The sequence below is a fragment of the Oxynema aestuarii AP17 genome (assembly GCF_012295525.1).
Taxonomy (GTDB): Bacteria; Cyanobacteriota; Cyanobacteriia; order Cyanobacteriales; family Laspinemataceae; genus Oxynema; species Oxynema aestuarii.
Window position 1 is genome coordinate 3,448,771 of the sequence record NZ_CP051167.1, and the last position, 25,581, is coordinate 3,474,351.

Annotated in this window: 18 protein-coding genes; 9 read left to right on the top strand and 9 right to left on the bottom strand. The window is 52.6% G+C overall.

Annotated elements, in window-relative coordinates; genetic code table 11:
* Nucleotides 1–61 precede the first annotated feature (61 nt).
* A complete protein-coding gene (locus HCG48_RS14040) occupies nucleotides 62–2,938 on the top strand; it encodes a WD40 repeat domain-containing protein (protein WP_168569719.1) in 2,877 nt (958 codons plus the stop codon).
* Between the two features lie 219 nt (nucleotides 2,939–3,157).
* Here HCG48_RS14040 and HCG48_RS14045 read toward each other — a convergent pair whose 3' ends face one another.
* The 3 genes from HCG48_RS14045 to tpiA form a co-directional block, all read right to left on the bottom strand.
* The gene (locus tag HCG48_RS14045; protein WP_168569720.1) at nucleotides 3,158–4,252 is read right to left on the bottom strand and encodes an endo-1,4-beta-xylanase; all 1,095 of its coding nucleotides are present in this window, start codon (nucleotides 4,250–4,252) and stop codon (nucleotides 3,158–3,160) included.
* Between the two features lie 333 nt (nucleotides 4,253–4,585).
* On the bottom strand, nucleotides 4,586–5,470 hold the full coding sequence (gene folP, locus HCG48_RS14050) for a dihydropteroate synthase (RefSeq protein ID WP_168569721.1): 885 nt from the start codon (nucleotides 5,468–5,470) through the stop codon (nucleotides 4,586–4,588).
* Nucleotides 5,471–5,534: 64 nt separating this feature from the next.
* The gene (tpiA, locus tag HCG48_RS14055; protein ID WP_168571884.1) at nucleotides 5,535–6,260 is read right to left on the bottom strand and encodes a triose-phosphate isomerase; all 726 of its coding nucleotides are present in this window, start codon (nucleotides 6,258–6,260) and stop codon (nucleotides 5,535–5,537) included.
* A gap of 493 nt (nucleotides 6,261–6,753) precedes the next feature.
* Here tpiA and HCG48_RS14060 point away from each other — a divergent pair, with 493 nt between their 5' ends.
* The gene (locus HCG48_RS14060; RefSeq protein ID WP_246260120.1) at nucleotides 6,754–6,978 is read left to right on the top strand and encodes a DUF4327 family protein; all 225 of its coding nucleotides are present in this window, start codon (nucleotides 6,754–6,756) and stop codon (nucleotides 6,976–6,978) included.
* 266 nt (nucleotides 6,979–7,244) lie between these two features.
* Here HCG48_RS14060 and HCG48_RS14065 read toward each other — a convergent pair whose 3' ends face one another.
* Nucleotides 7,245–9,398: a polyribonucleotide nucleotidyltransferase gene (locus HCG48_RS14065; RefSeq protein WP_168569723.1), complete on the bottom strand. Its 2,154-nt coding sequence runs from the start codon at nucleotides 9,396–9,398 to the stop codon at nucleotides 7,245–7,247.
* Between the two features lie 653 nt (nucleotides 9,399–10,051).
* On the opposite strand from HCG48_RS14065, the gene HCG48_RS14070 reads away from it, so the two are divergent.
* Together HCG48_RS14070 and HCG48_RS14075 are read left to right on the top strand one after the other, a co-directional pair.
* Nucleotides 10,052–13,315 (top strand): sll1366 family intein-prone helicase, encoded by a 3,264-nt coding sequence (locus HCG48_RS14070; protein ID WP_168569724.1) that lies wholly within the window; start codon nucleotides 10,052–10,054, stop codon nucleotides 13,313–13,315.
* An 86-nt stretch (nucleotides 13,316–13,401) separates the two neighbouring features.
* The gene (locus tag HCG48_RS14075) at nucleotides 13,402–14,229 is read left to right on the top strand and encodes an SWIM zinc finger family protein (protein WP_168569725.1); all 828 of its coding nucleotides are present in this window, start codon (nucleotides 13,402–13,404) and stop codon (nucleotides 14,227–14,229) included.
* A 35-nt stretch (nucleotides 14,230–14,264) separates the two neighbouring features.
* Here HCG48_RS14075 and HCG48_RS14080 read toward each other — a convergent pair whose 3' ends face one another.
* The 5 genes from HCG48_RS14080 to HCG48_RS14100 all read right to left on the bottom strand — a co-directional run bounded on the left by HCG48_RS14080 (nucleotide 14,265) and on the right by HCG48_RS14100 (nucleotide 21,314).
* Nucleotides 14,265–15,497: an FtsW/RodA/SpoVE family cell cycle protein gene (locus HCG48_RS14080; protein ID WP_246259557.1), complete on the bottom strand. Its 1,233-nt coding sequence runs from the start codon at nucleotides 15,495–15,497 to the stop codon at nucleotides 14,265–14,267.
* A 168-nt stretch (nucleotides 15,498–15,665) separates the two neighbouring features.
* Nucleotides 15,666–15,869, bottom strand: coding sequence for a phycobilisome linker polypeptide (locus HCG48_RS14085; protein ID WP_168569726.1), 204 nt, complete (start codon nucleotides 15,867–15,869; stop codon nucleotides 15,666–15,668).
* Nucleotides 15,870–16,086: 217 nt separating this feature from the next.
* Nucleotides 16,087–16,572, bottom strand: a complete 486-nt coding sequence (gene apcB / locus HCG48_RS14090) for an allophycocyanin subunit beta (RefSeq protein ID WP_168569727.1) — start codon at nucleotides 16,570–16,572, stop codon at nucleotides 16,087–16,089.
* Nucleotides 16,573–16,664: 92 nt separating this feature from the next.
* On the bottom strand, nucleotides 16,665–17,150 hold the full coding sequence (gene apcA / locus HCG48_RS14095; RefSeq protein ID WP_168569728.1) for an allophycocyanin subunit alpha: 486 nt from the start codon (nucleotides 17,148–17,150) through the stop codon (nucleotides 16,665–16,667).
* Nucleotides 17,151–18,083: 933 nt separating this feature from the next.
* Nucleotides 18,084–21,314: a phycobilisome rod-core linker polypeptide gene (locus tag HCG48_RS14100; protein WP_168569729.1), complete on the bottom strand. Its 3,231-nt coding sequence runs from the start codon at nucleotides 21,312–21,314 to the stop codon at nucleotides 18,084–18,086.
* Nucleotides 21,315–21,771: 457 nt separating this feature from the next.
* Here HCG48_RS14100 and HCG48_RS14105 point away from each other — a divergent pair, with 457 nt between their 5' ends.
* The 5 genes from HCG48_RS14105 (at nucleotide 21,772) to HCG48_RS14125 (ending at nucleotide 25,487) form a co-directional block, all read left to right on the top strand.
* The gene (locus HCG48_RS14105; RefSeq protein WP_168569730.1) at nucleotides 21,772–22,968 is read left to right on the top strand and encodes a class I SAM-dependent methyltransferase; all 1,197 of its coding nucleotides are present in this window, start codon (nucleotides 21,772–21,774) and stop codon (nucleotides 22,966–22,968) included.
* Between the two features lie 256 nt (nucleotides 22,969–23,224).
* The gene (locus tag HCG48_RS14110) at nucleotides 23,225–23,668 is read left to right on the top strand and encodes an ATP synthase subunit I (RefSeq protein ID WP_246259558.1); all 444 of its coding nucleotides are present in this window, start codon (nucleotides 23,225–23,227) and stop codon (nucleotides 23,666–23,668) included.
* A 54-nt stretch (nucleotides 23,669–23,722) separates the two neighbouring features.
* Nucleotides 23,723–24,478: a F0F1 ATP synthase subunit A gene (atpB, locus tag HCG48_RS14115; protein ID WP_168569731.1), complete on the top strand. Its 756-nt coding sequence runs from the start codon at nucleotides 23,723–23,725 to the stop codon at nucleotides 24,476–24,478.
* A 158-nt stretch (nucleotides 24,479–24,636) separates the two neighbouring features.
* Entirely contained in the window at nucleotides 24,637–24,882 is a 246-nt protein-coding gene (gene atpE, locus HCG48_RS14120) for an ATP synthase F0 subunit C (RefSeq protein WP_168569732.1), read from the top strand.
* A gap of 119 nt (nucleotides 24,883–25,001) precedes the next feature.
* Nucleotides 25,002–25,487: a F0F1 ATP synthase subunit B' gene (locus tag HCG48_RS14125; RefSeq protein ID WP_168569733.1), complete on the top strand. Its 486-nt coding sequence runs from the start codon at nucleotides 25,002–25,004 to the stop codon at nucleotides 25,485–25,487.
* Nucleotides 25,488–25,581: the final 94 nt, after the last annotated feature.

Consider the following 25,581-nt stretch of genomic DNA (forward strand, 5'->3'; position numbering starts at 1 on the left):
TGACGGGAAGCGCGATCGCCCAACCCACACGAGTTGTTCTAAGCTGAATTAGGGAAGCCTTATGCCCAATTTTCCTGCTCGACGGGGCAACGAACCACAATCTCTCAACCCCTTCAACCTACGACATTACGGATGGCTTGCAGATTGGATTTTCTTTCGCCCCAGTCGCTTTAGCGCTTATCTTTACGACGCCAACCCGGAGGTTTACCGCCGCAGAGGGTGGGCGAGAGTGCGCGGCAGTTTCAAAGTGCCCGCATATCGAAACTTATATGGGATGGGCCTAGTCTCTACCTTATTCTTACTGCTCTCGATAGCTTCCCTGCTCGGCTTTTATACCCTCTCCTCGGCGCAAGGACATAACTCGTCGATCGAAACCGTCGCCGCCATTTCGCCGCAACGGGTCGTTTCCGCGTCGGCGGGCGACTTTCAGGGCGCCGCTAGCATTAAAGTCTGGAACCTGGAAACGGGAGGGGTCGAATATAGCCTCGACGATCATCGCAATCGCGTCGAAGCGTTGGCGGTGACGACCGATGGCACCCGTCTGCTTTCTGCGGGGGGCGATCGCCGCCTTCGCGTTTGGGACTTGGATCGTGGCGAACTCCTCCACAAGCTAAAACCCCACGATCGCTGGATCGAAACCGTCGCCGTTACCCCGGACGGAACTCGGGGGATTTCTGGCTCCGCCGATCGCACCCTCAAGGTCTGGGACTTGGAAAGCGGCGAACTCATCCATACCCTCAAAGGTCATACGGGGACGGTCACCACGGTGGCAGTGCTACCGGAGAATCGCCTCCTCTCCGGTAGTGAGGACAGCACTCTCAAACTTTGGGATTTGGGCGCGGGAACCGAACTTGTCACCCTCCAAGGACATAACGCTGGAGTCACGGTGGTGCGCGCGATCGGAGATCGCGCCGTGTCTGGCAGTACCGACGGCACCTTGAAAGTCTGGGATTTAGAACGCGCCACCGCCGTGCATACCCTCACCGGACACGAGAATGAGATTCGGGCGATCGCCGCTATCGGTGACGGACAGGCGATCTCCGCCTCGGCTGACCGAACCTTAAAAATCTGGAATCTCAACGACGGCACCCTCGTACATACCCTCGCGGACCATACCGGGTGGGTCGAGGACGTGGTGGTGACTCCCGACGGAACCCGGGCGATTTCTGCCTCCAGCGATCGCACCTTGAAGATTTGGGATGTCCGACAAGGAACCCTCTTGCATACCCTCGTCGGTCATCGGGAGTGGATTCGCTCGATCGCCATCACCCCAGACGGAACCCGGGTCATTTCCGGGGCGGGCGATCGCCAGCCGAAAGTCTGGGACGTTCAGTCGGGACGCGAACTTCCCCTCAAAACCACCAATCGCATCGCCGCGATCGCCACCGTCGGTTTTAGTATCAGCGTTGTTTGGGTCTGCCTCTGTGCAGTCTTGACTAGCGCGATCGCCCTCGCTGCCGCGACAACTAGCTTTGGGGTCGCCGGAACGGTCATCCTAGCATTGGCGATCGCCATGACCAGCGCCGTCGTCTTTACGGTCGTCTTTGTTTTTGCAGATGTCCTGCAAGTCAATCCCCATTTTTACCAGCAATTCGGCGAGTTAGACCTCGATGCGGATACAGTCAGGCTCATCTACAGTCTGGCGATCGGAACCCTCGCCTCCGTGACTTTCAATCTCGTCAACCGTCAGGCTCTCGGGGTTTTTGCCCCGTTCGTCTTCTTAATGCTGCTGGCCGCAGGGATCGGCGTTTTTGAAGCGAGTATTTTACAAAACTCTCAGATTATCACCACCAAACGCTTGATTGCCGGAGTCAAAATCGCTTGGACTGTGGCCATTACCTTTAACTTAAGCGTACTGCTCGGTTCCGTGCGCGCCATCTTTTATCCGATCGACGCCATTGCCTGGTTGCGCGGTCGCCGTCAAACCCATCCGGTTCGCCGGGACGAATCCCTGGTGTTACCCGTCCCCCAAAGCGAGCGCTACCTTTACCGCGCCTTGCACAGAGACGAACGCGAGGGACTGCGCGAGATCGCTGCCGTGGCCCGCAATCCCTTCCAACGGGCGATCTCCCAGCGCGTCCTCTACCGCTACCTGCACGAAAATTCCGACCCACTCCATTTCCTCTATCGCTGGCTCGAAGATCCCGAACTTGAGGCTTACGCGATCGCCCCGGTGACCGCCTCCGATTGGGCCTTGATTCCCTCGCGCCGACAATTACTCCTCGGCGAACTCAACGGCAGACTGGTCGAATGTAGCGGCGAATGGGGCAACCAGCTCGCCGAGCGCTGCGTCTGGTTCCTGACCGCGTGGCGGCGATCGCGCCGTCAAACCCCCCTGACTCGCTTTGCGGGAGTCTTGTACGAATTGCTCGACGAAACCCACCTCCAGGCCGCTCGATTCCCTGTATTAACCCCAGAATCGAACTACAACGATCTCAAAAATTATTCCGGCGGCGTCGAAATCGCCCATTCCCTCAACGCACTCACGGCCTTTTTGGGCTATCAAACCCTCGGCGAACTCCAGACGGCGGCGGAATGGGTCGCGTTGATGGCCAAAAAAGGTCTCTACGAACGTCACGACGATGCTCCTGACTCCTTTGGTGTCGCCGAGGGTACTCAGACCCAACCCGATTCTGCTGTGGAGACCCTACGGGAACGCCTCGTCCCTACTTCGGGCGCCGTGCGACCCGCCGTTCTCGACGCGATCGCCCGCTTGGCAGAAATCGCCGCCTCCACCCGTACCCCCACCGCAGCGTCCTGCGAATCGCAATTGGCGGTGTTGGCGCGATCGACGGCAGCTTTAGCCGACCTCGATGCTGTTGTGACTTCGGAACTCATCGATCCGGAATGCACGATCGTCCGCAAAATTATCCACCAGTGGCAAGGGGCGATCGCCCGGGCGATCGCTCAAGTCAACCGCAACTCTTCCCCGGTTTAATTCCGGTAGGTGCGATCGTCGTCAGCGAATCCGCCAAGCCATGACGGGTTCTATAGCATTCCTAAATCAGTCGAGTCAGGGCGATCCCTCCAGACCCCTTGGGAGTGGGAGCATCTTGCTCCCTACTTCCGTTACAAATCATTTAGGATTCCTATACAACGCTTTTTCAACAAGGGATCGACCCGATCGCTCTTTCTCCAGATCTCCTTATTTCTCAGCTTATTTCCCTTCAGAATCGAGGGATTTTTCAAACACTTCAACCATTCGATCGTAAGCGGGTTTCGGTTGATAACTGCGATCGAAAATCATCGGTGCTTTACCTCCCGTAAATCCTTGAAGCCAGGAATGCGCGTCGGTCAATCCCCACATCAAGAAGTTATTGCAATTCGAGTTTTCCAGACAGACGTCTAAAAATGCCCCGTACAGCCGTGCTTGTTCTGCTAATTTTTCCTCGCGATCGGCACCTTTCAATGCCGTAATCGGAACGTCCATTTCAGTAATCAATACTTCTAACCCGAGTTCTTGCAAGCGCTTCATATTTTTGTTCACTTCCTCGGGGTCGTTGGCGGAGAGAAAGCCGATATGACTCTGGAAGCCTACCCCATCCACGGGGATACCTCGTTCTAACATCCCTTTCACTAAGTCGTACATACCGTCAGATTTAGAATTGAGTCCTTCGGCATAATCGTTGATGTACAGTAAGGCATCGGGATCGGCTTCCTTGGCCCATTGAAAGGCTAAATCGATATATTCCGGACCGATGGTTTTAAACCAAATACTTTCACGCAAGGAGCCGTCGGAATTGAGGGGTTCGTTGACGACATCCCAGGCTAAAACTTGACCGCGATAGTGGCTCAAAATTGTTTGAATGTGGTCTTTCATAATTGCGAGCAGTTCTTCGCGGCTGAAGTGACTCTCGGTAACCCAGCGAGGCAGTTGGTGAAACCAGATGGGAGCGTGTGCGATCACTTTCATGCCGTGTTTTCTGGCAAAGGTAACGATCGCGTCGGAGTCGGTGAAGTCGTAGCGATCGCGCTCGGGATGAATATTTTGGAATTTCATCGAGTTTTCCGGGATGAGCGCGTTAAATTCCCGGGCGAGTAAGTCTCGATAGAGGGGGTCTTTACGTAAAGGGGTGGCATTGACGGCTACCCCGATCGCAAAGTCTCGTTGGTCGGCGAGGTGGCGCAAGGAAACGGGGGATGCTTGGGCGGTTTGTTGGGTTTGGGAAATGGGGGAACGGCTACAACTCGCGGTGGTGAAACCAAGGATTAGAGAGAGGCAAAATGCCACTAACCAGGAAACTCTCAACATAAAAATGGTTATTTTTTGCTAACTAATTTTTTTGAGTGAGGTTTGGCGCAGGGACGCGAACGCGACACCAAAGAAAAAATATAGTTTGATTGTAAAAACTCGAAATAAAATACCGTCGAAAAATATAAAGTCTTCAACAATTTCAACGCCGATCCCCCTGGGGTTTGGTAATGCAATCCTAGAGAAGTAGGGGTTTGGTTACCCAACCCTTACAGGGCACCATAAAAACATCGAGAGCGTTGGAGTAACCCGATGGCCGCCCTGTGTCGTTCGATCCTCGGGCGATCGCCTCCTTTCAAATAGGGCTGTTAAGGTTTATTTTACAAACAGTCTCTAACCCACTCTAAAAATCGCATCGGCGACCCGGCAAACGTCAGCCATTTCGGCGACGTCGTGAACGCGAACGATATCGGCGCCGCCCGCGATCGCCGCACAACAGGCCGCCGCCGTTCCCCAAACGCGCTGTTTTGGATCCGGGCGATCGAGGAGGTGGCCGATAAAGCTTTTGCGGGACGGTCCGATGAGTACAGGCACGCCGAGACGGCGAAAAACGGGGATCTTTCGTAAAATTTCCAAGTTCTGCTCGTAAGTTTTGGCAAAACCGATGCCCGGATCGACGACGATTTTTTCCCGAGGGATGCCCGCCGCGATCGCCGCGTCGATTTGGGTTTCGAGAACCCGATAAATTTCGCCGATTAAATCGTCGTAATCGGTTAATTGTTGCATGGTTTGCGGGGTTCCCCTCATGTGCATGAGGATCGCCCCGACGCCGAGGGCGGCGATCGTCGGTAACATTTGCGGGTCGGCCAAACCGCCGCTCACGTCGTTTACCCAGGTGGCGCCTGCTTCGACCGCCGCTTCGGCGACGGACGCTCGCGTGGTATCGACGGAAATGGGGAGATTCTCGAACGTCGAAGCGAAGGGCGAGGAAGGATCCCGCAGCGATCGCACCACCGGGACCACCCGATCGCGCTCTTGTTCGGGAGAAACCTCCCGGGCGCCGGGGCGAGTCGATTGACCGCCGAGATCGAGCAGATCGGCGCCCGCCTCGACTAATTCGCGGGCGCGGGCGATCGCCGTTTCCACGGTATCGTACTGTCCCCCATCGCTAAAACTATCGGGAGTCACGTTGAGGATGCCCATAATATAGGTTTTGCGACCCCAGACGAACGGGCGATCGCTTCGCGACGCCTCTGGCGTATCGCTCGCTGATTCCATCACCATTACTCCTGATTTATGGTTCGAGACGTCCCCATCGGTCGATTGCTAGGGCGATCGTCACTTACTTGTAATTGACAATCTGACCCCAACTATCGGGTTGGAGGCTGGCGCCGCCGACTAACACGCCGTCAATTTCCGGTTGAGCCATAATTTCGTCGATGTTATTCGGTTTGACGGAACCGCCATACTGGATCGTCACATTTTTATCGGTCAATTTCGAGCGAATCAAACCGATAATGCGATTGGCTTCCACCGCCTCGCAGGTTTCTCCAGTACCGATCGCCCAAATCGGTTCGTAAGCAATCACGAGATTCCCTTGGTCGATCCCGACTAAATCTTTCTCCAGTTGGGAAAAAATATGGGCTTCGGTTTGACCCGCGTCTCGTTGTTCTTTGGTTTCGCCGACACAGAGAATCGGCCTCAAGCGGTGGCGTTGGGCAGCTTTCAACCGTTGGTTGACCGTTTCGTCCGTTTCGCCGAAATATTGACGGCGTTCGCTATGACCGACGATGACATAGCGCACGCCCAGTTCGGCTAGCATCGGACCGGACACTTCTCCGGTATAGGCTCCGGCTTCTTCCCAGTGAATGTTCTGGGCCCCGAGGCGCACTCGCAATCCGTGCATGTTTTTCGACAGCACGGGCAATGCGGTAAAGGGAGCGCACAAGACGATTTCCCGTTCGTCGGGGGTGTCTTCCAACAAGGGTTTAAACCCTTCTAAAAACTCCAGGGACTCCGCCTGGGTTTTGTACATTTTCCAATTACCAGCCAGGATAATTTTACGCACGGGTAACTTTTGTCTGATTGAGAACACAACAATAGATGCTCGATCCAGTTTGACATCTCGTTACCCCAAATCAAAGATGAGGGCGCCCTTTTCCGGTACGGACTTCCGTCCCGAGGGGGTTGGCAGAGCGCGATCGCACTTCGGCGATCGGCGCCCCACGCGGGTCTAAGACACGGCGATCGCCGACATTTTAAGAATGCTTCGCTGCTTTTGAGAACAAAAATATTTTCAAAACTCGGGAAAAACTGAAAAAGTAAAAGAGATTTGCAATTTTAAAACGAAGATTTCACTGACAAGTCTAGATAAATTTGTTAGCATGTCTGGAGAGCAAAAAAGTGTAGTTTATAACAAAATACAAAGATGCTTTAACATTTCTATATTTTTCTATATTTCTTCTAAAACTCTAAACCGAGCAACAGCTCTGGAGAGATGATAAAAGGGCAATAGCCTAAGTGTTTATTCTTAGATTCCCTACAGGAGCGTAATTTTAATGATGATTTCTACAAGCCTTTGTTATAACATCAACGTCATTAAAGCTGAAGCCCGTCGGCTAGTTCATAATGGCATTGTCAGCCGTCAGCAACCGATTTATACCCTTTGCCAGTACATCCCGGCGCGAGAATGGGAATTCGTCGAACTCGAACTCGAACGCAATGAATTTTTGTTGCGCGATCGCATCGGCGATCTGATGGGACGGGAAGAGTGGGAAGACGATTGAGGAGTTCTCACGACCCTCGACGGGTTGGATTCAATTAAGGGTTTAGCCGCGCTGCGATCGGCGAGGCGAGAGGGGTTTTGCGTTAAATTTCTTCAAAAAAACACTGAAAAAGCTTCTGAATCCAGAAGCTTTCCAACCCCGGCGATCGCCCGATTGGCGAGATGCGCGCAGGCGGTGAAAGCCCGCGCATTGTCCTCCAACCCAGCGCGATCGCCTCTTCTCATTTCAAGTTCAAAGAGACGAACCCGCGACTTCAACCCGAGGGATCAGGTCGATCCGGCTGCAGCGCGGGCGGCTGCCGCTTCGTCGGGATGAATGTTCAAGCGCGTCAAATTAATCCGACCTTTATTGTCGATATCGCGGATTTTAACCACCACGCGATCGCCGACGGCTAGCTCGTCTTCCACCTTACCGACGCGGTAATCCGCCAATTGCGAAATGTGGATCATCCCTTCTTTCCCCGGGAGAAACTCGACGAACGCCCCAATCGGAATAATCCGCGTGACGCGACCGGAATAAACGTCCCCCGCCGAAAGCTTGCGAGTCATGTTGCGAATAATTTCGAGAGCGCGTTGGGCTTTTTCCGCTTCGACCGCCGATACCGTAACGGTTCCGTCGTCTTCGATATCGATCTTCGCCCCGGTTTCTTCCGTAATCCCCTTGATCGTTTTGCCACCCGGTCCGATCACCATCCCGATTAAATCCGGATCGATCTTGAGGGTCAACAGGCGCGGCGCGTAAGGAGACTGCTCGCTGCGCGGCGCGTCGATCGCTTCGAGCATCTTTTCGAGAATGTGCAGCCGTGCGGGTTTCGCTTGCTGAATCGCTTGGGCGACGGTTTCGATGGACAATCCGGAAATCTTCATATCCATCTGGAGGGCCGTAATTCCGGTATCGGTGCCCGCGACTTTGAAATCCATGTCGCCGAGGAAATCTTCGATCCCTTGAATGTCCGTGAGGACGCGCACTTCGTCCCCTTCCTTAATCAACCCCATCGCCGCGCCGGACACGGGTTTGAGAATCGGAACTCCGGCATCCATCAGACCCAAGGTCGAACCGCACACCGAACCCATCGAGGTCGAACCGTTGGACGAAAGCACTTCCGAAACCACGCGAATCACGTAGGGGAAATCTTCTTGTTTCGGCAGTACGGGAATTAACGCCCGTTCCGCGAGGGCTCCGTGACCGATTTCGCGGCGTCCCGGCGATCGCATCGGTCGGGTTTCGCCGACGGAGAACGGCGGGAAGTTGTAATGATGCAGGTAATTCTTCTGATCTTCGGGGTGCAAGTCGTCGGCGAGGTCTTGAGCATCTCCCGGCGTTCCCAAAGTGACTAGGGATAGTACCTGAGTCAGACCCCGGTTGAACAAGCCACTTCCGTGAACTCGTTTCGGTAAAACGCCGACCCGACAAGTCACCGGACGGACTTGGTCGAGTTTGCGACCGTCTACGCGGATGTCGTCTTCGACGATTTGCTTGCGCATCAATTTTTTGGTGACATCTTTAAAGATGTTCGCCAAGGCTTTGCTGTTTTCTTCGATCGCCACCCGTTCGGTTGCTTGTTCGTCGAGGGCGAGAATTTCTTCTTTAATCGACTCTTGGATTTCGTCTAAGAGCTTGTCTCGCGAGGTTTTATCGAGGTCGAATTGAGACAGCACCTTTTTAATCGGGTCCGTCGCGCGATCGCGCACGAAAACTTCGAGAGTTTCGTCGGTGACGGGCGCTTCTTCCACCCCCGGTTCGATCCCCAATTCCTCTAAGATCTCGCGCTGTGCTTTAATTAAGTCCGTCGCCGCTTCCAAGCCGAAATCGATCGCCTCGATGATATCTTGTTCCGGCAGTTGGTTCGCCCCGGCTTCTACCATGATCACGCCGTCGGGACTCCCCGCCACCACCAGGTCTAAATCGCCGCTACCGACTTCCTTGTAGGTGGGATTGATGATAAAGTCGTCGCCGACCAAGCCGACCCGCACCGCCGCCATCGGGCCTTTAAAGGGGATTTGTGCGAGCAGCACCGCCATCGAGGCCCCGGTAACCGCGAGGACGTCGGGGGGGACTTGCTCGTCCATGGACAGGGTGGTGGCGACAATTTGAATGTCGTCGCGAATCCATTGGGGAAACAACGGTCGTAACGGGCGATCGATTAGACGACTGGTGAGGGTGACTTTTTCCGGCGGGCGTCCTTCCCGTCGCAGGAAACCGCCGGGGATTTTCCCTGCAGCATAGAGTCTTTCTTCGTAATCGACTAACAACGGCAGGAAATCAATCCCTTCTCGTCCCTTCGATCGCGTGGCGGTGACCAAAACCGAGGTATCTCCCGACTGAATCAAGACCGCACCCCCTGCTTGAGGTGCATATAAGCCTATACTGAGTCGAATATCCCGTCCGTCAAAGGATATTGACTTTTCAATCTCGTTCATGCAGTCCTTTTTCCTTGCCTATTACTCACTTTTTCTGTCTGTGGCAATCGTAACATTGATAAACTCCGATTGCCGCCCCTGCCCGGACGGGCTGCACCCTGGCGCGCCGATCGCCGCCGATGGTTTCTATTTTTCGATCGGCGATCGTCAAATGCTATAATCATTCTCTAGAAATCGGAATCTCGACCGCTCCTAATTTTGGCGAGCCGTTGCCGAGCTGACCAACCCGGTGTAACGGGTTTAACATTGCGGTTTTGCCTTGGAGTAGGCTCAGAATTGCTCTGCTCCGGGAGTGAGTCGCGTTTTGTTCGATCGCGATTCCCTTTTTTCTCTTCAGTTTTGCAATCGCCTTCTATCCCCCGAATTTCTTAGCTATCGAACATGGATCGCTGAGGGCTGGCGATTTTCTCGGTCGTTGAGTTATCCATGTGTTGTTGTTTTTCCGATAACGACTCAGCCATAAAATTGTCAATTGATGCTCCGGAATGCGGGCGATCGTGAGTTTAATTGACCGACGCGCCGAGCGATCGCGGGATTCACCGGATTTTCCTTAATTCTATTCAACCTTGACTCTGTTTCAACTAGTCATTCGCGATCGGTTCAATTCCGATTCAGGTGTGTATTCTAAGTAGGTTTCGAGAGAGTTCAAAGACATGGCGATTTTACACGGAAGTTGGTTACAAAATCCCTCAACCGCCGCTACCGATCGCGGGGGAGACTTGTTCCTGTGGGGAGAAACCTGGCGTCGCGTTGACGAGGGCGACAACGACGAAGCCACGACGATCGCCCCCCATCCCTTAGCCATGACTGCCGACGAATTGAGCGCCTGGTTAGATGAATTACATCAGGGCGATCGCCTGCATTGGAGCCTCCCCAAAGCCGCCAAACGGGGCAGAAACACGGCCAAAACTGCAAAAACGGCAAAAAACCCGAAAACCAACGATTCCCCCTGGCAATGGCGCGCGATCGCCCTACCCAGCCACTACGACGACCACGGCAGACCGATCCCACTTCACTCCGCCGCCGACGCCGACAACGACACCCTCGTCCTCCATCCCTGGTTCGTAGAAGGCTTATGCCTCAATCCGACCGAAGCGATGCAATTTTTATCCGCCCTCCCCCTAGGTACCGTCGCCACCGACAACCCCTTTTTAGGCCCCGATTTGCGCTTTTGGTCTCACGTGGCGCGTTGGGCGTGGGATTTACTCGCACGCTGCAAATTCTTACCCGGTCTCGACCGTCAACTCGAAGGGAAGGCGATCGCCCAATGGCTGCCCCTCCTCGACAGCAACCGCGATCGCGATCGCCTCAACCACTTTGCCCGCCAAATGCCCCTCGCCTGTCGCACCTACCAGGGCCACCGCCCCGATTCGGTCCTCGCCGTCGACTTTCCCCAAGACCCGCGCCCCTTACTGCGCCACTGCTTGCAGCAAATCCTCGATCGCCAGATCCGCCAAGGAAGCGACCCCGCTACATTGCCGCCCCTCGCCGCCCCCGTCGGCGAATGGTTGCACGCTTTGTGCGATTCCGCCCCGACCGTCGCCGCCGAACCCGACGCCATCCAACAACTCGAACGAGTCTTAGAAACCTGGACCGCCCCGGTCAAGCATCATTTAGGAACCGAACAAGAATTTCGCGCCTGTTTCACCTTAGAACCGCCGACCCCGCCCGCCAAAACTTGGCAGTTGAAATATGGACTGCAAGCGGCGGACGAACCGGAGTGGACCGTCGATGCGAGTGCGATCTGGGATCGACCTGTGGAACAATTAATCGAAGACGGACGGGCGATCGTTCATCCCCAAGAAACCCTCCTCGCCGGATTGGGGTTAGCCTGTCGCCTCTACCCCCATCTCGAACCGAGTTTAGACGGTCCGCGCCCGGAATTTTGCTCCCTCAGCGCGATCGAAGCTTACCAGTTTATTAAATCCGTGGCGTGGCGCCTTCAAGAAAACGGTTTAGGCGTCATTTTACCGCCGAATTTGAGTCACGAAAACGGTTGGGCCAGTCGTCTCGGTTTGGCCGTTCGCGCCGAAAAACCCAAAACTAAAATGGGAAGTTTGGGATTGCAGAGTTTGCTCAATTTCAAATGGGAATTGACCATCGGCGGTCAACGAGTTTCTAAAGCTGAATTCGAGAAATTAGTGGCTTTAGATTCGCCCTTAGTCGAAATTAATGGGGAATGGGTCGAACTGCGCGATCGCGACATCCGCGCCGCCCAAACATTCTTTAAAGCCCGCAAAGATAAACTCTCACTCTCTTTAGAAGATGCCCTACGCCTGTCCACAGGGGACACCCAAACTATCGAACAACTCCCGGTTGTCAACTTTGAATCGAGCGGACAACTCGAAGAATTACTCAACACTTTAACGGACAATCGCACCTTAGAAGAAATCGACGCCCCCGATAATTTTAAAGGTCAATTGCGACCCTACCAAGCCCGGGGAGTCGGTTGGTTGCGTTTCCTGCAACAGTGGGGATTGGGCGCTTGTCTCGCCGACGATATGGGCTTGGGAAAAACCATCGAAACGATCGCCTTTCTCCAATATCTCAAACAAGAAGGAGAACTCGAACATCCGGTGTTACTTGTCTGTCCTACTTCCGTATTAGGAAACTGGGAACGAGAAGTCAAACGATTTGCGCCGGATTTAAGCACTTACGTCCATCACGGCGACAAGCGACCGAAAGGTAAAAATCTGGCGAAAACCGTCAAAAACTGCGATATCGTCATTACTAGCTATCCTCTGGTCTATCGCGATGAAAAAGACCTCAAGGCGATCGCGTGGCAAGGGGTGATTTTAGACGAAGCCCAAAATATTAAAAATCCCGACGCCAAACAGTCGAAAGCCGTGCGAGAAATTGCCGAAGCGTCTACTCAACCTTTTCGCGTTGGCTTAACCGGAACTCCCGTAGAAAATCGCCTGCAAGAACTCTGGTCAATCATGGATTTTCTCAACCCCGGTTATTTGGGCGCAAAAGCCTTTTTTCAGCGTCGTTTTGCCATTCCCATCGAGAAATATGGCGATACCGACTCTCTCCAAACCTTGCGATCGCTCGTCCGCCCTTTTATCTTACGTCGCTTAAAAACTGACAAAGAAATTATTCAAGATCTACCGGAAAAACAAGAGATGCCCGTCTTTTGCGGACTCTCGACACAACAGGCTAAACTGTATCAAAAAATTGTCGATGAATCTCTCGCGGAAATTGAAGCATCCGACGGGATTCAACGACGGGGAATTATTTTGGCATTGTTGGTTAAATTAAAACAAGTGTGCAACCATCCTGTTTTAATTGATGGCAAGGGTAAAAAGGGTAAGGCTAAAAACAATAAGTCTCAAGAAATAGTCGAAGAGTTGGGACAGTCTTCTGGCAAATTGAAACGGTTAGAGGAGATGGTCGATGAAGTTTTATCGGAAGGCGATCGCGCTTTAATCTTTACCCAATTTGCCGAATGGGGAAAACTGTTACAACCCTATTTACAAGCAAAATTCAATCGCGAGATCTTATTTTTGTACGGGTCTACCCGCAAACAACAACGGGAAGAAATGGTCGATCGCTTCCAACACGACCCCCAAGGGCCACCGATTATGATTTTATCTTTAAAAGCTGGAGGGGTCGGACTCAATTTAACCCGCGCCAATCACGTTTTTCATTTCGATCGCTGGTGGAATCCTGCGGTAGAAAATCAAGCGACAGACCGGGTCTTTCGTATCGGTCAAAAACGTAACGTGCAAGTTCACAAGTTCGTTTGTAGTGGAACTTTAGAAGAAAAAATACACGATTTAATTGAAAGTAAAAAGGCATTGGCGGAACAAGTCGTCGGCGCGGGCGAACAGTGGCTGACCGAACTCGATACCGATGGATTGAGAAACTTATTAGTTCTCGATCGCAATGCGGTCATGGAAGAAGAGGAGGGCTAAGTTATTCGGAATTGTAAGAATAATTATTTTCCGGAATTATTTTCCGGTTCGGTACGGCTGAGTTATCCATTAATATCGAACAAATCATGAATAAAGAAGAATTGACGAACGAAACTGAATGGTGGTTGCAACAGTGGCTAGAATTGATTAATTCTTACCGCTTTAAAAAGCGCTTGGAACGCGCCCGCAATTATGCCAGACAGGGGAATGTTTTAAGCATTGAGTTTCAAGAAGGAAAGGCGATCGCCCGGGTTCAAGGAACCGAAGCGGAACCCTATCAAGTCTCGTTATGGCTCGATCCGCTTACCGATGAAGATTGGGGATATGTCATCGAAACTTTGTCCCAGCGCGCTATTTTTTCGGCGAAATTACTGGCGGGAGAAATGCCGAAAAATATTGAAGAAGTATTTGCCGCGAATGGGTTACGTTTATTTCCGTTTACCTTAGATGAAGTGCGATCGCGCTGTAGTTGTCCCGATAAAGCGAATCCGTGCAAACATATTGCAGCCGTTTATTATTTGTTGGGCGATCGCTTTAGCGAAGATCCGTTTATTTTATTGCAATTGCGCGGCAGAACGAAGGAACAAATTCTCGCCGCGTTGCGCCAACAAAGAGAAATTTCGACTCGGGAAGCGGACACGGGCGATCGCTCCAATGCGGTGGCGCAAAAGTCCCCAAACATGGCCCGTCAAACAAGGGTGAATTTAAACCAGTTTTGGGATTACGAGGACGCTTTAGATTCGAGTTTAGTCGTGATTGCGCCGTCCCCGAGTAGCGAAACCGTGTTAGAGGTTTTAGGTCCAATTCCGTTACAACCGAGTGCGGCGGGTCGCGCATTGATGGAAACGTTGAACGGTCTTTATGGAAATATCGGACAACAGGCGATCGTCGCTGCGTTAAATCGCGCAGGATGAGGGGAGTTGGGAGTTGAGATTTGAGATTTGAGATTTTAGATTTTAGATGCAGTTGACGATCTGCGGCTTCGGCGAGGGCGCCGGGAGGGGCGATCGCCAATAGCGACAACTTCCGCTTGGGCGTTCTCTCTCGCAACCCGAATTAACATCCCCGCACACATCAAACTGGCAATCATCGAACTCCCCCCATAACTAAATAAAGGGAACGGCAATCCCGTCGTCGGTAAAGCGCCCGTGGCGACTCCAATATTGAGCAACGATTGACCGACCATCACCACCATCACGCCAATAGCTACCAGTTGATGGACGCGCTGTCGGGCTTTGAAGGCGACCATTAACGCTAACGTGGCATAAGTCACCAGCATCAACAGCAATAAAGCACTGCCGATAAAGCCAAATTCTTCGGCGAACACGGCAAAAATAAAATCCGTGAATTGAATCGGTAAATAGAGCAGTTTTTGTTGGGACAAACCGAACCCGGTTCCCGTGGATCCCCCAGACCCGACGGCGAGCAAACTTTGGATGAGCTGGTAACCGTCGCCGTAACGATCTTTCCAGGGGTTGAGAAACGCCAAAACCCGGCGGCGTTGGTATTCCCGAAAGGTCATGCTGAGGATGGCGAGTAAAACCCCGCTTCCAGCAGTCATCCCCAGATATTTCAAGCGCAAACCGGAGGCGAGGGCGATCGCCCACAGGCTAATTCCACACAACGCCGTAGTACTCAAGTTCGGTTGTAGCAAAATTCCGAACAGCATCAGCGCAAAAATCACCAGCCAAATTGCGCGGGTTCCCCACCGCAGGCGGTTCCACTGACCGAAAATGCGCGCCGCTTGCAAGATTAAGAACGGTTTGATCAATTCTGACGGCTGAATCGGAATCGGTCCGACTTTTAACCAGCGCGTCGCCCCGTTGACCGTCGTTCCCAAACCGGGAACCAGGGTTAATAAAATTAAGGTGAGTAAAATGAGAACGAACCAATCGGCGATCCCTTGGATGTAGCGCAAGGGAGAATAGACCAAAATGTTAAAGCCGATTAAACCGACGATAACCCAAATCAGTTGTCGTTTTAAGTAATAGAAGCCGTCGCCAAAGTCTGCATTGGCCATCGGATAGGAGGCGGAAACGAGAACGGCTAAGCCGACAAACAACCATAAAAAGGTCAGCCAGCGCAGCAGTCGGGCTTCCGTGGCCCATTCCCGAACGGCGGGGTCAAAAATGGGAATCAGTAAGCGTTGCATCCAGGGCAATAGGGTGGCTCGAATCACCATCAGTATAGCGAGATGGATTGGCCGTTTAACCCAATCCCAGGATCGATCTCAGGATTTTCAACCCCCATTCTCAACACCAAAAGATTCAAAACAAAAAGAGGCCCTAGTGACCCCTTTTGTTTGATTTCCAGCGCTTCGGGCGCCTTCTAACCGAAATTTTCTCTAAAACTAGAGCAAGCCCGTGTTCGTTCCTGCTTTCCCCGTGGCCAATTCGACTTTAACGATTTTGCCACCCATTTTCATGATGCGTTGTTGCTCGGTAAACCAGTTGTCATAAGGAACGAGCTTAGTGAAATAGGTGTTTTGTAATTCGCGCTGAGTCCGAATCCGAGTTTGGCTGGGAACGCAAGCCGTGACTTTGAACATTCTCATGGGCTTCTCTCTCCTTCTTTCGAGGTGGGAATAATGAATTATCTGAAGTAGGCTATCAATATTTAAGCCAGGGAGTCGAGAGTCAATACTAGATCGTTAAAACTCATCGTGTCGCTTGAACGAGCCTTTGACGAGCTAGCACTCACTCCTGACTTCCCTGACTTCAGGATAAGCGAGACAGCGCTACGAACTTATCGCAAAGCTGTCAGGGCAGTATCTAGCTCAAGCCAGAGCAGATGTAGTCGAAGTAAACGCCCATTTCTTTTCCGGCGTCGGCACCCACCAATCCGGCGGTGACTTCTTTCATGGCTTGGATGGCTTGGACGGTAGCACCGATGGGCACACCCAAGGAGTTGTAGGTTTCTTTCAGCCCGTTGAGCACGCGCTCGTCGAGGATGGAAGGATCGCCAGCCAGCATGGCGTAGGTGGCGTAGCGGAGGTAGTAGTCGAGGTCGCGGATGCAAGCCGCATAGCGACGGGTGGTGTACATGTTGCCACCGGGACGGGTGACATCGGAGTACAGCAGGGATTTGGCAACGGCTTCCTTAACGATGGTCGCGGCGTTGGCGCTGATGGTGGTCGCGGCACGAACGCGCAGTTCGCCCGTTTGGAAGTAACCTTTGAGTTTGTCTAAGGCGCTGGAGTCGAGGTACTTACCTTGAACGTCAGAGGCGTTGATTACTGCGGTAATTGCGTCTTGCATGTTTTGTGATTCCTTTTACTTCGTAGTCGGTGGATTTTTGGTGTTGATGCGAATCAGAGTTTACGCGGGTAAGAGGTTACGCGAGTAAAACTCTACTGCATGGCACCAATCACGTAATCGAAGTAGGCGCTAGCTTCAGCAGCATCTTCAGCCGAGAGCAGGCCACTGGCAACGTTTTTCATGGCGCGAACGCCTTCGGCGACGGCTTCGATGGGGGTGCCGAGAGATTTGTACATTTCACGGACGCCAACGATTCCGATCTCTTCGATGGGGGTGACATCACCGGAAACCACACCGTAGGTGATCAGGCGCAGGTAGTAGTCGAGGTCGCGCAGGCAGGTCGCGGTCATTTCTTCGCCGTAAGCGTTGCCGCCGGGGGAGACGACATCGGGACGCTTTTGGAAGAGTTGGTCGCCAGCTTGCTTGACGATGCGCTCGCGAGATTCGCTCAGGACTTGGGCGATGCGGACGCGACGATCGCCAGTGGTGACGAAGGCTTTGATTCGATCTAATTCACCGGGGCTGAGGTAACGGGCCTCGGCGTCGGCATTCACGATGGACTTCGTGACAATACTCATTAATTACTTCCTCCAACAGAGAATTTAGTCCAGATGTTTGCTCGATCTGGTTTTTGCAAGTCGCCAGGTCTTGAATCTTAAGTATTTCTACTTCATCGACCCGGTTGAGAGGTTTAACTCTCTCGCCGAGTCAGCCCAGCCGTCCCTCAAGTCATTCTATAGGGAACGCGATCGAAAAAATACTATAGACTCTGACGAGTTCTTGCAAATACGGATATTTTGCAGCATGACCTTTACACTGTCTGCGATCGCTTAATAGTTTGTAACAAAAATCCTCATTTTTAACGAAGTTTCTTACAATTCTCGCATCCTGTAGATTTCGGTATTTTTGTCAAGGGATAATTTACAATCTGTAAAATTTTTTCAAAATTATTGTGGCAAGTCTCTGGTCGGGATCTCCCGTGGGGATCCCCGGGGGCGATCGCCCTTCGACCTGAGGCCCGGGCAGAGGCGATCGCCATTCCTGTCTCTACAACGAGCCGTAAAAGACAACTCCAATCCCAGTCATTTGAAAAACCTGCGATCGCCAATTTTTGATAAAATATTCACTTTAAAAATTATTTTTATCTTTTAAAATATGATATCTTTCATACTCTTTTAAGAATAAAAAACAGCAATTTTAAATCATTGGAAAAAATAAAGAGATAGAATCTTAACCCGATTCGAGCCTCGGTTCAGTCCGATTTCTGTGGGTAGATTCCCATTTCCTCGGGAATGACAAGGAATGACAGCTTAAGTGAGTTGACTCTTGAAAAAGGCGATCGCCGCTATTCAATAAAAACCCTTCTAAAATCCAAAATCTAAAATCTACAATCTACAATCTAAAATAAAAATCCCCGATCGCCCATCAGGGAAATCGGGGACAAAACACCTCAAGCTTAAAAAGCGATCGCCTTAAGATCGATTAAGGGCGATCGCCTCGCCTACAACAAACTAGGAACGCTTGTAAGGCACCATTTCCTCGCCGAAATAGCGGACATACTCCGCACTCTCGACGATCGCCGTAACCGTCGCTTCCAGTCCTTCGCGGGAGAGCAGCTCCTCGTACCGCGCCATTTCCGGCGTAGCTGGGGTGCGACCCAACAAGTGACGGCAGAGCAATTCAGCCGCTTTCGGAGCCGGATACGGCGTGCAGAAACGCGCCTCATACGCCGGAGAACTCGCCAACGCGCGCACGAAAGCGCGAACCGAAAGCTCGCCGCCGAGCAATTGCGCCTCTAAATCCGGGCGACGGAATTGCTCCGGAATCTCTTCCGTATAAATATCCATCACCTGGCGGTAAATCGCCGCGATCGCGCGTTCTTTCGCCGCTTGCGAACTCTCCGCACTGACGCGCTCGATCCGAACCACCGCCATCGAACCTTGAGGACGAACCGCCGTTCCATTCACCGAACGACCGACTTCGACCACCTCGCGAGCGCGAGTTTCCGCCATCAACGGCGCCTCCTGACCGCTCACGCTGGGTTTGACAGGCTCAAAACTCGGCACCACCAAATCGCGATTTTGTTTCGTGAGCTGGTTGTAGAGTTTCTCCGTATTCGGGAAATTCGCCGCCGGAAGCGTCGGGAAGCGGCGGTAAGGCACCACATCCTCATTAAACGCTTGCAGATACTCCATACTGTTGACCATCGCGCTCACGAAACCGCGAATCCCTTGCGAGGCCAAAATCTGGTTGTACTTGCGGATTTCCGCTTGATCCAGAGGAGCGCGACCCAAGAAATGCTTGGTTCCAAGTTCGATCACCTTCGTATTCGGATACGGGGTGTAGAACTCTTTGATGTAGAGATTCGAGCAACCCAAACCTTCCACAAACTCCTTGACGGTGATTTCGCCATTGCTGAGTTTGCTTTCCAGGACGCTGAACTCGTTCTTGATGATATAGGGGTTGAGATCGCGCTCGAAGATCTGACGGTAAGCCGCTTGAATGAGCGATTGAACCGCCACCTTGTCGGCGAGGGTGGTGAGTTTGAACACCTTCGTCTGTTCGCGACGCTTGCGAACCCCTTGAGCCAGACGGGACTTGACATCGGCCACATTGCGCGACTCGACTTGACCCAACTCGATAAAGCGTTGGGTGGTTTCCGGCTCGACTTTGAGGTTGCGATCGCCGATACTACCGACGCGCAGCGATCGTAGAGCCTGACCTGCCGGAGTCAAATAGCGCTCGTAAGGAATCGTATCTTCCCCGAACGCCTCCTCGTACTCCTTAGAATCGATAATCGCGTCAACCAACGCATAGAAGCCTTTCTTGGCGCAAATATCGAAATAGGCATTAATTTCCTGGCGCCCGTAGGTCGGACGACCCAACAGCCGACGGTGGATGTACTCGATCGCCTTACAAACGTACAACGAAGTCCAGTACAACTTGCGGAACACGTCGGATTTCGCCAACATCCGTACGAACTCGCGAACGGTAATCTCGCCGTTTTCCAGCTTGATTTCGGCCACCTTTTGGCGCTGACCGTCGTACACGTCGCGACCGAACACCTGACGGTAAGCCGCCGCGATCATCTTCTGAGTCGAGCTTTCCGAATAGCGGACGCTCTCCCCTTGAACCGTCGGACGACCGCGCTTCCCATATTGAACCGTCGCCGTCGGCACCTGATCCAACTTGAACACCTTGGCGCCGAGGGATCCCGGAGCCTTGCCGCGCGCGCGCGGATTGCTCAACTGGTTGTCGATCCCGGCACCGCGATGGATGAGGATGCGACGGGTATCTTTGCCGAAGGGGGCCGGACGGTTTTTCGGATTGCGGGTTTCTTTCGGGAAGATCGCCCCGAACTGGATTTCGAGGGGATCGTTGCCCACGCCGTAAGGATGTTGGTCCGGCAAGGGACGCACGTAATCCGCAAACAAGGTGATAAACTGCGGCACCTTGCGGAACGGAGCGCTGTAATTAAACAGGTCGATTTGCGGACCCCAGTTGCGGCACTCTTGGGCTTCTTGACCCAAACCGCGTAGGTAGGGTACCGTTTCTTCGCCGAAGTAATCCGAGTATTCCTGAGAATCGACCAAGGCGTTGACTAAGGCATTTAAGCCCCCCGCCGAGACGATCGCGAAATACTTATTAAACTCCTCGCGGCTGCTAATCCCGCGTCCGAGGAAGTGACGGAACGCCAATTCAACCACGCGGCTGTTGACGTAGCGATCGTGGAATTGTTGGCGATACAACGGCGATTTACCCAAACGACGGATAAACTCCTTCATGGAGATATCGCCATTTTTGACCTTCGATTCCAAATCCGAAATCGCCAAACTGTAAGCGCGGGTAATATCGCGCTCGAACACTTGGCGGTAAGCCGCTTTGACCACTTCGATTTTTTCCGACGCCGACAGTCCCGGCTTCATCACGAATTTGGGACGGCGTTCGGCGGCGTTGAAGTAAATTTGCGGTAACGCCAAACCTTGTTGGTCCATGCTTTGGCGCTGGCGTTGTTTGGCCGAGGGCGTCGGCGCCTTGAATTCGGAAATTAAGACGTCGAAATACTCGGCAATGACGGTTCTAGCTTCGTTATCTTGTTTGAAATAGCTCAAACCTGCCTGTTTCATCTCTTGCAGCGCCACGATCGTCGCTGCCGAAGAACAGGCGTTTTCGATAATTTCGCGCAGACCGCGCACGTTGACGGCGATGATATTCGGATCTCCCGCAACGATCGCATAGGTCAGATAGCGCAGGAACCAACTCAAATCCCGCAGGGACTTGGTCATGTTCGCCGGACCGTAACGGGAAATATTAATCGGCTGGAACCCTGCCGGGGCCGGACCGCCGCCCGCGCTGAACACGCCGCGCAGCCCTTCAAAGAAACCCGTTTTGGTTTCGACGTAGGTCACGGTTCCCAATTTCATCCCTTCTCGGGTGTCCATCCCGCTTCCCGTCGTCACTGCGGTGACGGGTTCTTTGGGTTTTTCCAAGAAGGACATCGGCGAACCGCCCGTGAAAATGCGGTTAGCCGCGCGCGAGACGATCGATTCCGAGTTGCTGGTTAACGTCTCGGCAATCTCCAGGCGCTTGGTACCGGATTTGAAATAGGTTTGCAGTTCGCCCAGTTCGCTATTGCCGAGGAAGCGGTCTTGCTGTTCGGCTTGCGAAATCGTGGCAACAGGTACGGTTTGATATAGTTGCGGACGCGCAACTGAGCTTCCACCACTTGCCTTTACAGTCATTGGATTTCAAAAGCTCCCAATAGAATCTCCATTTCGGGCATCTGCATGAGGATGCCTCTTTATACTTGACGCTTAGTGCGGATTGGCCAAAGAGGAAGGATGCAAATGGGAATCGCGGCTCTTGCTCCGACTCAAGGAGAACTTTCCAATCTAGGGTACGATGATTGGGAGTTCGGGGCGGGCCGTCGTTTTCCTCGATCTTTGCGAATCTTCCTCAAATCACTCTACGAGTTCGATCGGCGTAGTCTTTAGATTAGAACGATTCGGTATCACCCCCCACAATTGTTAAAAAGTATGTAGAATTTTCGCGGTTGAGTTACGGCGTCATCATATTGGATTCCGGCACTCATCTGAGAAAAAAGATAAGTTTTGTTACGTTTATCGCCTTCTCGATCTCATTTGGTAAATCTTAATGACAATCGAGGGGCGGGTTTGCAATCGTCGGCAGTTGGGAAAGATGCAAGAGTCTCAAGAAATTACCTCAGCCGTACAACGGCTTTACGATACCTATCCGTTTCCTCCAGAAGCCTTGTTGGACGAGCCGCCACCGGGGTATAACTGGCGCTGGAATTGGCCCGTGGCTCATGCATTCTGCACGGGGAGAAAGCCCGATCGCCCGAATGCCCGGATTCTGGATGCGGGTTGCGGGACGGGAGTGGGAACGGAGTATTTGGTCCATCTCAATCCCGAGGCTCGGGTCACGGGGATCGATCTGAGTGCGGGGGCGCTGTCGGTGGCACGAGAACGCTGCCAGCGCTCGGGTGGGGGCGATCGCGTCGAATTCCATCACCTCAGTTTGTACGACGTCGGCCAGCTTGAGGGGGCATTTGACTTGATTAACTGCGTCGGCGTCTTGCACCACTTACCGGACCCGATCGCGGGCATTCGCGCCCTGGCGCCGAAGTTGGCTCCCGGGGGCATCATGCACGTGTTTGTCTACGGCGAGTTGGGCCGTTGGGAAATTCGCCTGATGCAACAGGCGATCGCCCTTTTACAAGGGGACAAACGCGGCGATTATACCGACGGGGTGGCCCTCGGTCGCCGGGTGTTTGAAGTGCTCCCGGAGCATAACCGTCTGGTGAAGCGGGAGAAAGAACGCTGGTCTTTGGAAAATCGACGGGATGCTAATTTTGCCGATATGTATTTGCACCCGCAAGAAATCGACTACAACGTCGAGACCCTGTTCGAGTTGATCGAGGCGTCGGGATTGGAGTTCGTCGGGTTTTCCAATCCGGAGTTTTGGAGTGTAGAGCGCTTGTTGGGTAAGGCGCCGGAGTTGTTAGAGCGGGCCGGGTCGTTGGGCGATCGCGACCGCTACCGCCTGATCGAGTTACTGGATCCGGAAGTGACTCATTACGAGTTTTTCCTCGCCCGTCCCCCGTTCGTCAAGACCGATTGGATCGACGAAGGAGCTTTAGCACGAGCTCGGGTCGAGCTGAGTCCCTGTTTGCAAGGTTGGCCCTCTCAAGAGCTGTTCGATTACAACTACAACATCGTCCGCTTGTCCGAGGCGGAGTACGAATTTATGAGTGCTTGTGCTAAGGCGCCGACCCCGCCGACGGTGGGTGAGGTTCTCGCGCAGGTGAAGCTGGATTTCGAGGGGGTGCGATCGCTCCAACGCCGTCAGTTGGTGTTGTTGGCGGCGGCGAGCTAGGGCGAGGGGAAGGGGCGATCGATTGGAGTGGAAAAGGGAAAAAGCGCGCGCAATTTGTCAAGCAATAGCCGGGAAAGTTTGCAAATTTTATTGCCATCTAACCGGGGCGATCGTCTCTTCTCAAAAGCCAGATTGAAAACTTGAAGAAAACGGCTTTCGGGTCGAAGTATTTTTTAAGTAATGTTACCGCCGCGTGATATGATTCGTTTTGGCCTGTTCCGTACAGGTCAACGATCTGGCGCCAACTAAACGAGCCGTGAACTTGTCCGATCCCCATCGAGAAACTACACCGGAAGCCGAGCCGACCTCTTCTTCGGAGTCTACTGAGTCGGCGCGGGATACGTCCATGCAAGAGTATTACCAACTCAAGCAGCAACTGTTGCTGTGGACCGTTGGGATTACCGTGGTGGTGTTTATTTCCGTATGGCTGGCTTACTCCCTCCAGGTCGCTTTGAATTATGCGATCGGGGCGTGCACAGGTGTGGTTTACTTGAGAATGTTGGCGAAAGACGTGGAGCGAATTGGATCTGAGAAACGGCGCCCGAGTCAAAACCGACTGGCGTTGTTTATTGGGTTGATGGTCATTGCCACCCAATGGGATCGGTTACAGCTCTTGCCCGTTTTTTTGGGATTTTTGACCTATAAAGCGGCGCTCCTCGTCTACATGCTTCAAACGACCCTCCTGCCTGACTCCAAATAGGTATAGGTAAAGGTCAACTTGTACACCTCAACTCCCTCTGGGGAATACCCCTGAATGGACATGCTAGAGGTCATTAACACCTTAAATTATGGTCTTCTCGCGGAGTTGGAAGTTGGTCATCATCTTTACTGGCAGTTAGGCAATCTTAAAGTACACGGACAGGTGTTTTTAACGTCCTGGTTCGTGATTGCCTTGCTAGTGATCGTGTCCGTCTTGGCGACTCGGAACGTCCAAAGAGTTCCGAGTGGAATGCAAAACTTGATGGAATACGCGCTGGAATTTATCCGGGATCTGGCCAAAAACCAAATCGGCGAGAAAGAGTATCGACCGTGGGTGCCATTTATCGGCACTTTATTTCTGTTCATCTTTGTTTCTAATTGGTCGGGAGCCTTAGTTCCTTGGAAGCTCATCGAGCTGCCTGCGGGAGAATTGGCCGCGCCGACCAGCGACATCAATACGACAGTGGCGCTGGCCTTGCTTTCGTCCTTAGCGTATTTTTATGCGGGACTGAGCAAGAGAGGCTTGGGTTACTTTGCCAAGTATGTCGAGCCGACGCCGATTTTGCTGCCGATCAATATTCTGGAAGATTTTACCAAGCCACTTTCCCTGAGTTTCCGTCTATTTGGAAACATTTTGGCTGACGAACTGGTGGTGGCAGTGTTCGTGCTGCTCGTTCCCTTGTTCATTCCCCTTCCGGTGATGATTTTGGGATTGTTTACCAGTGCGATTCAGGCATTGATCTTTGCCACTTTGGCGGCAGCCTATATTGGTGAAGCGATGGAAGGACACGGCGGCGAACATCACGAGTGATTCTGCCGTATCATTAGTGTCCGAAAAGACTTAAATTGGGAATTTGGGATGGTTGAAAGAGAGCCGGGGCGATCGCCTCGTTCGACCTTCAACCCTCAAAACGCGCTCGTGTTTTTTTGAAGTTGTTACTTTTGCACTTGTAGGGAAGGAAAAGCATCATGGATTCTTTAATTGCTGCTGCTTCGGTTGTTGCTGCTGCTCTGGCTGTCGGTCTCGCGGCGATCGGTCCTGGAATCGGTCAAGGTAATGCGGCAGGACAAGCGGTTGAAGGGATTGCCCGCCAGCCGGAAGCCGAAGGCAAAATTCGCGGCACCTTGTTGTTGAGCTTGGCCTTCATGGAAGCGTTGACGATTTACGGTTTGGTGGTTGCCCTCGTGCTGCTGTTTGCCAACCCGTTCGCTTAATTCAGGTTTCCCCCTTTTCTTTGTAGAGACGTGAGGTTTCGCGTCTCTACAAAATTTCACTCTTAATTTTGTTGTCGTCAAGCAAAGCGAACCCAATCGGTAGAGGGTAGCGATTTTTTATGACGCACTGGACTATCCTATTAGCAGTAGAAAAAACGGCAGAAGGTGGCTTATTTGATTTTGATGCCACCTTGCCTTTAATGGCCCTACAATTTGTGATTTTAGCGGCCATCCTCAACGCCGTCTTTTACAAGCCCCTGAGCAATGCAATTGACGGACGTAGCGACTACATTCGCTCGAACCAACAAGAGGCCCGAGAACGCTTGGCGAAAGCCGAAAATCTGGCAAGGGAGTACGAGCAAGCCCTAGCGAGCAGCCGCAAGAAAGCTCAAGAAATTATTGCCCAAGCTCAGGCCGAAGCGCAAAAAATTTCAGCCGACAAAATTGCTGCGGCTCAGCAAGAAGCTCAAGCTCAGCGCGAAGAAGCCCAGAAAGAACTCGATCGGCAAAAACAGGAAGCCTTGAACTCGTTAGAGCAACAAGTCGATACCTTAAGTCGCCAGATTCTCGAAAAACTCTTAGGCTCCGAGCTAGTTAATAGTTAGGGGAGAAAGATTTCAACTTTTATTAGTTAGTATTTTTTCCTCTAACTACTCACGGCATTGAGACCGAAAACTGGATAAAGTTAAGGAAGTTATC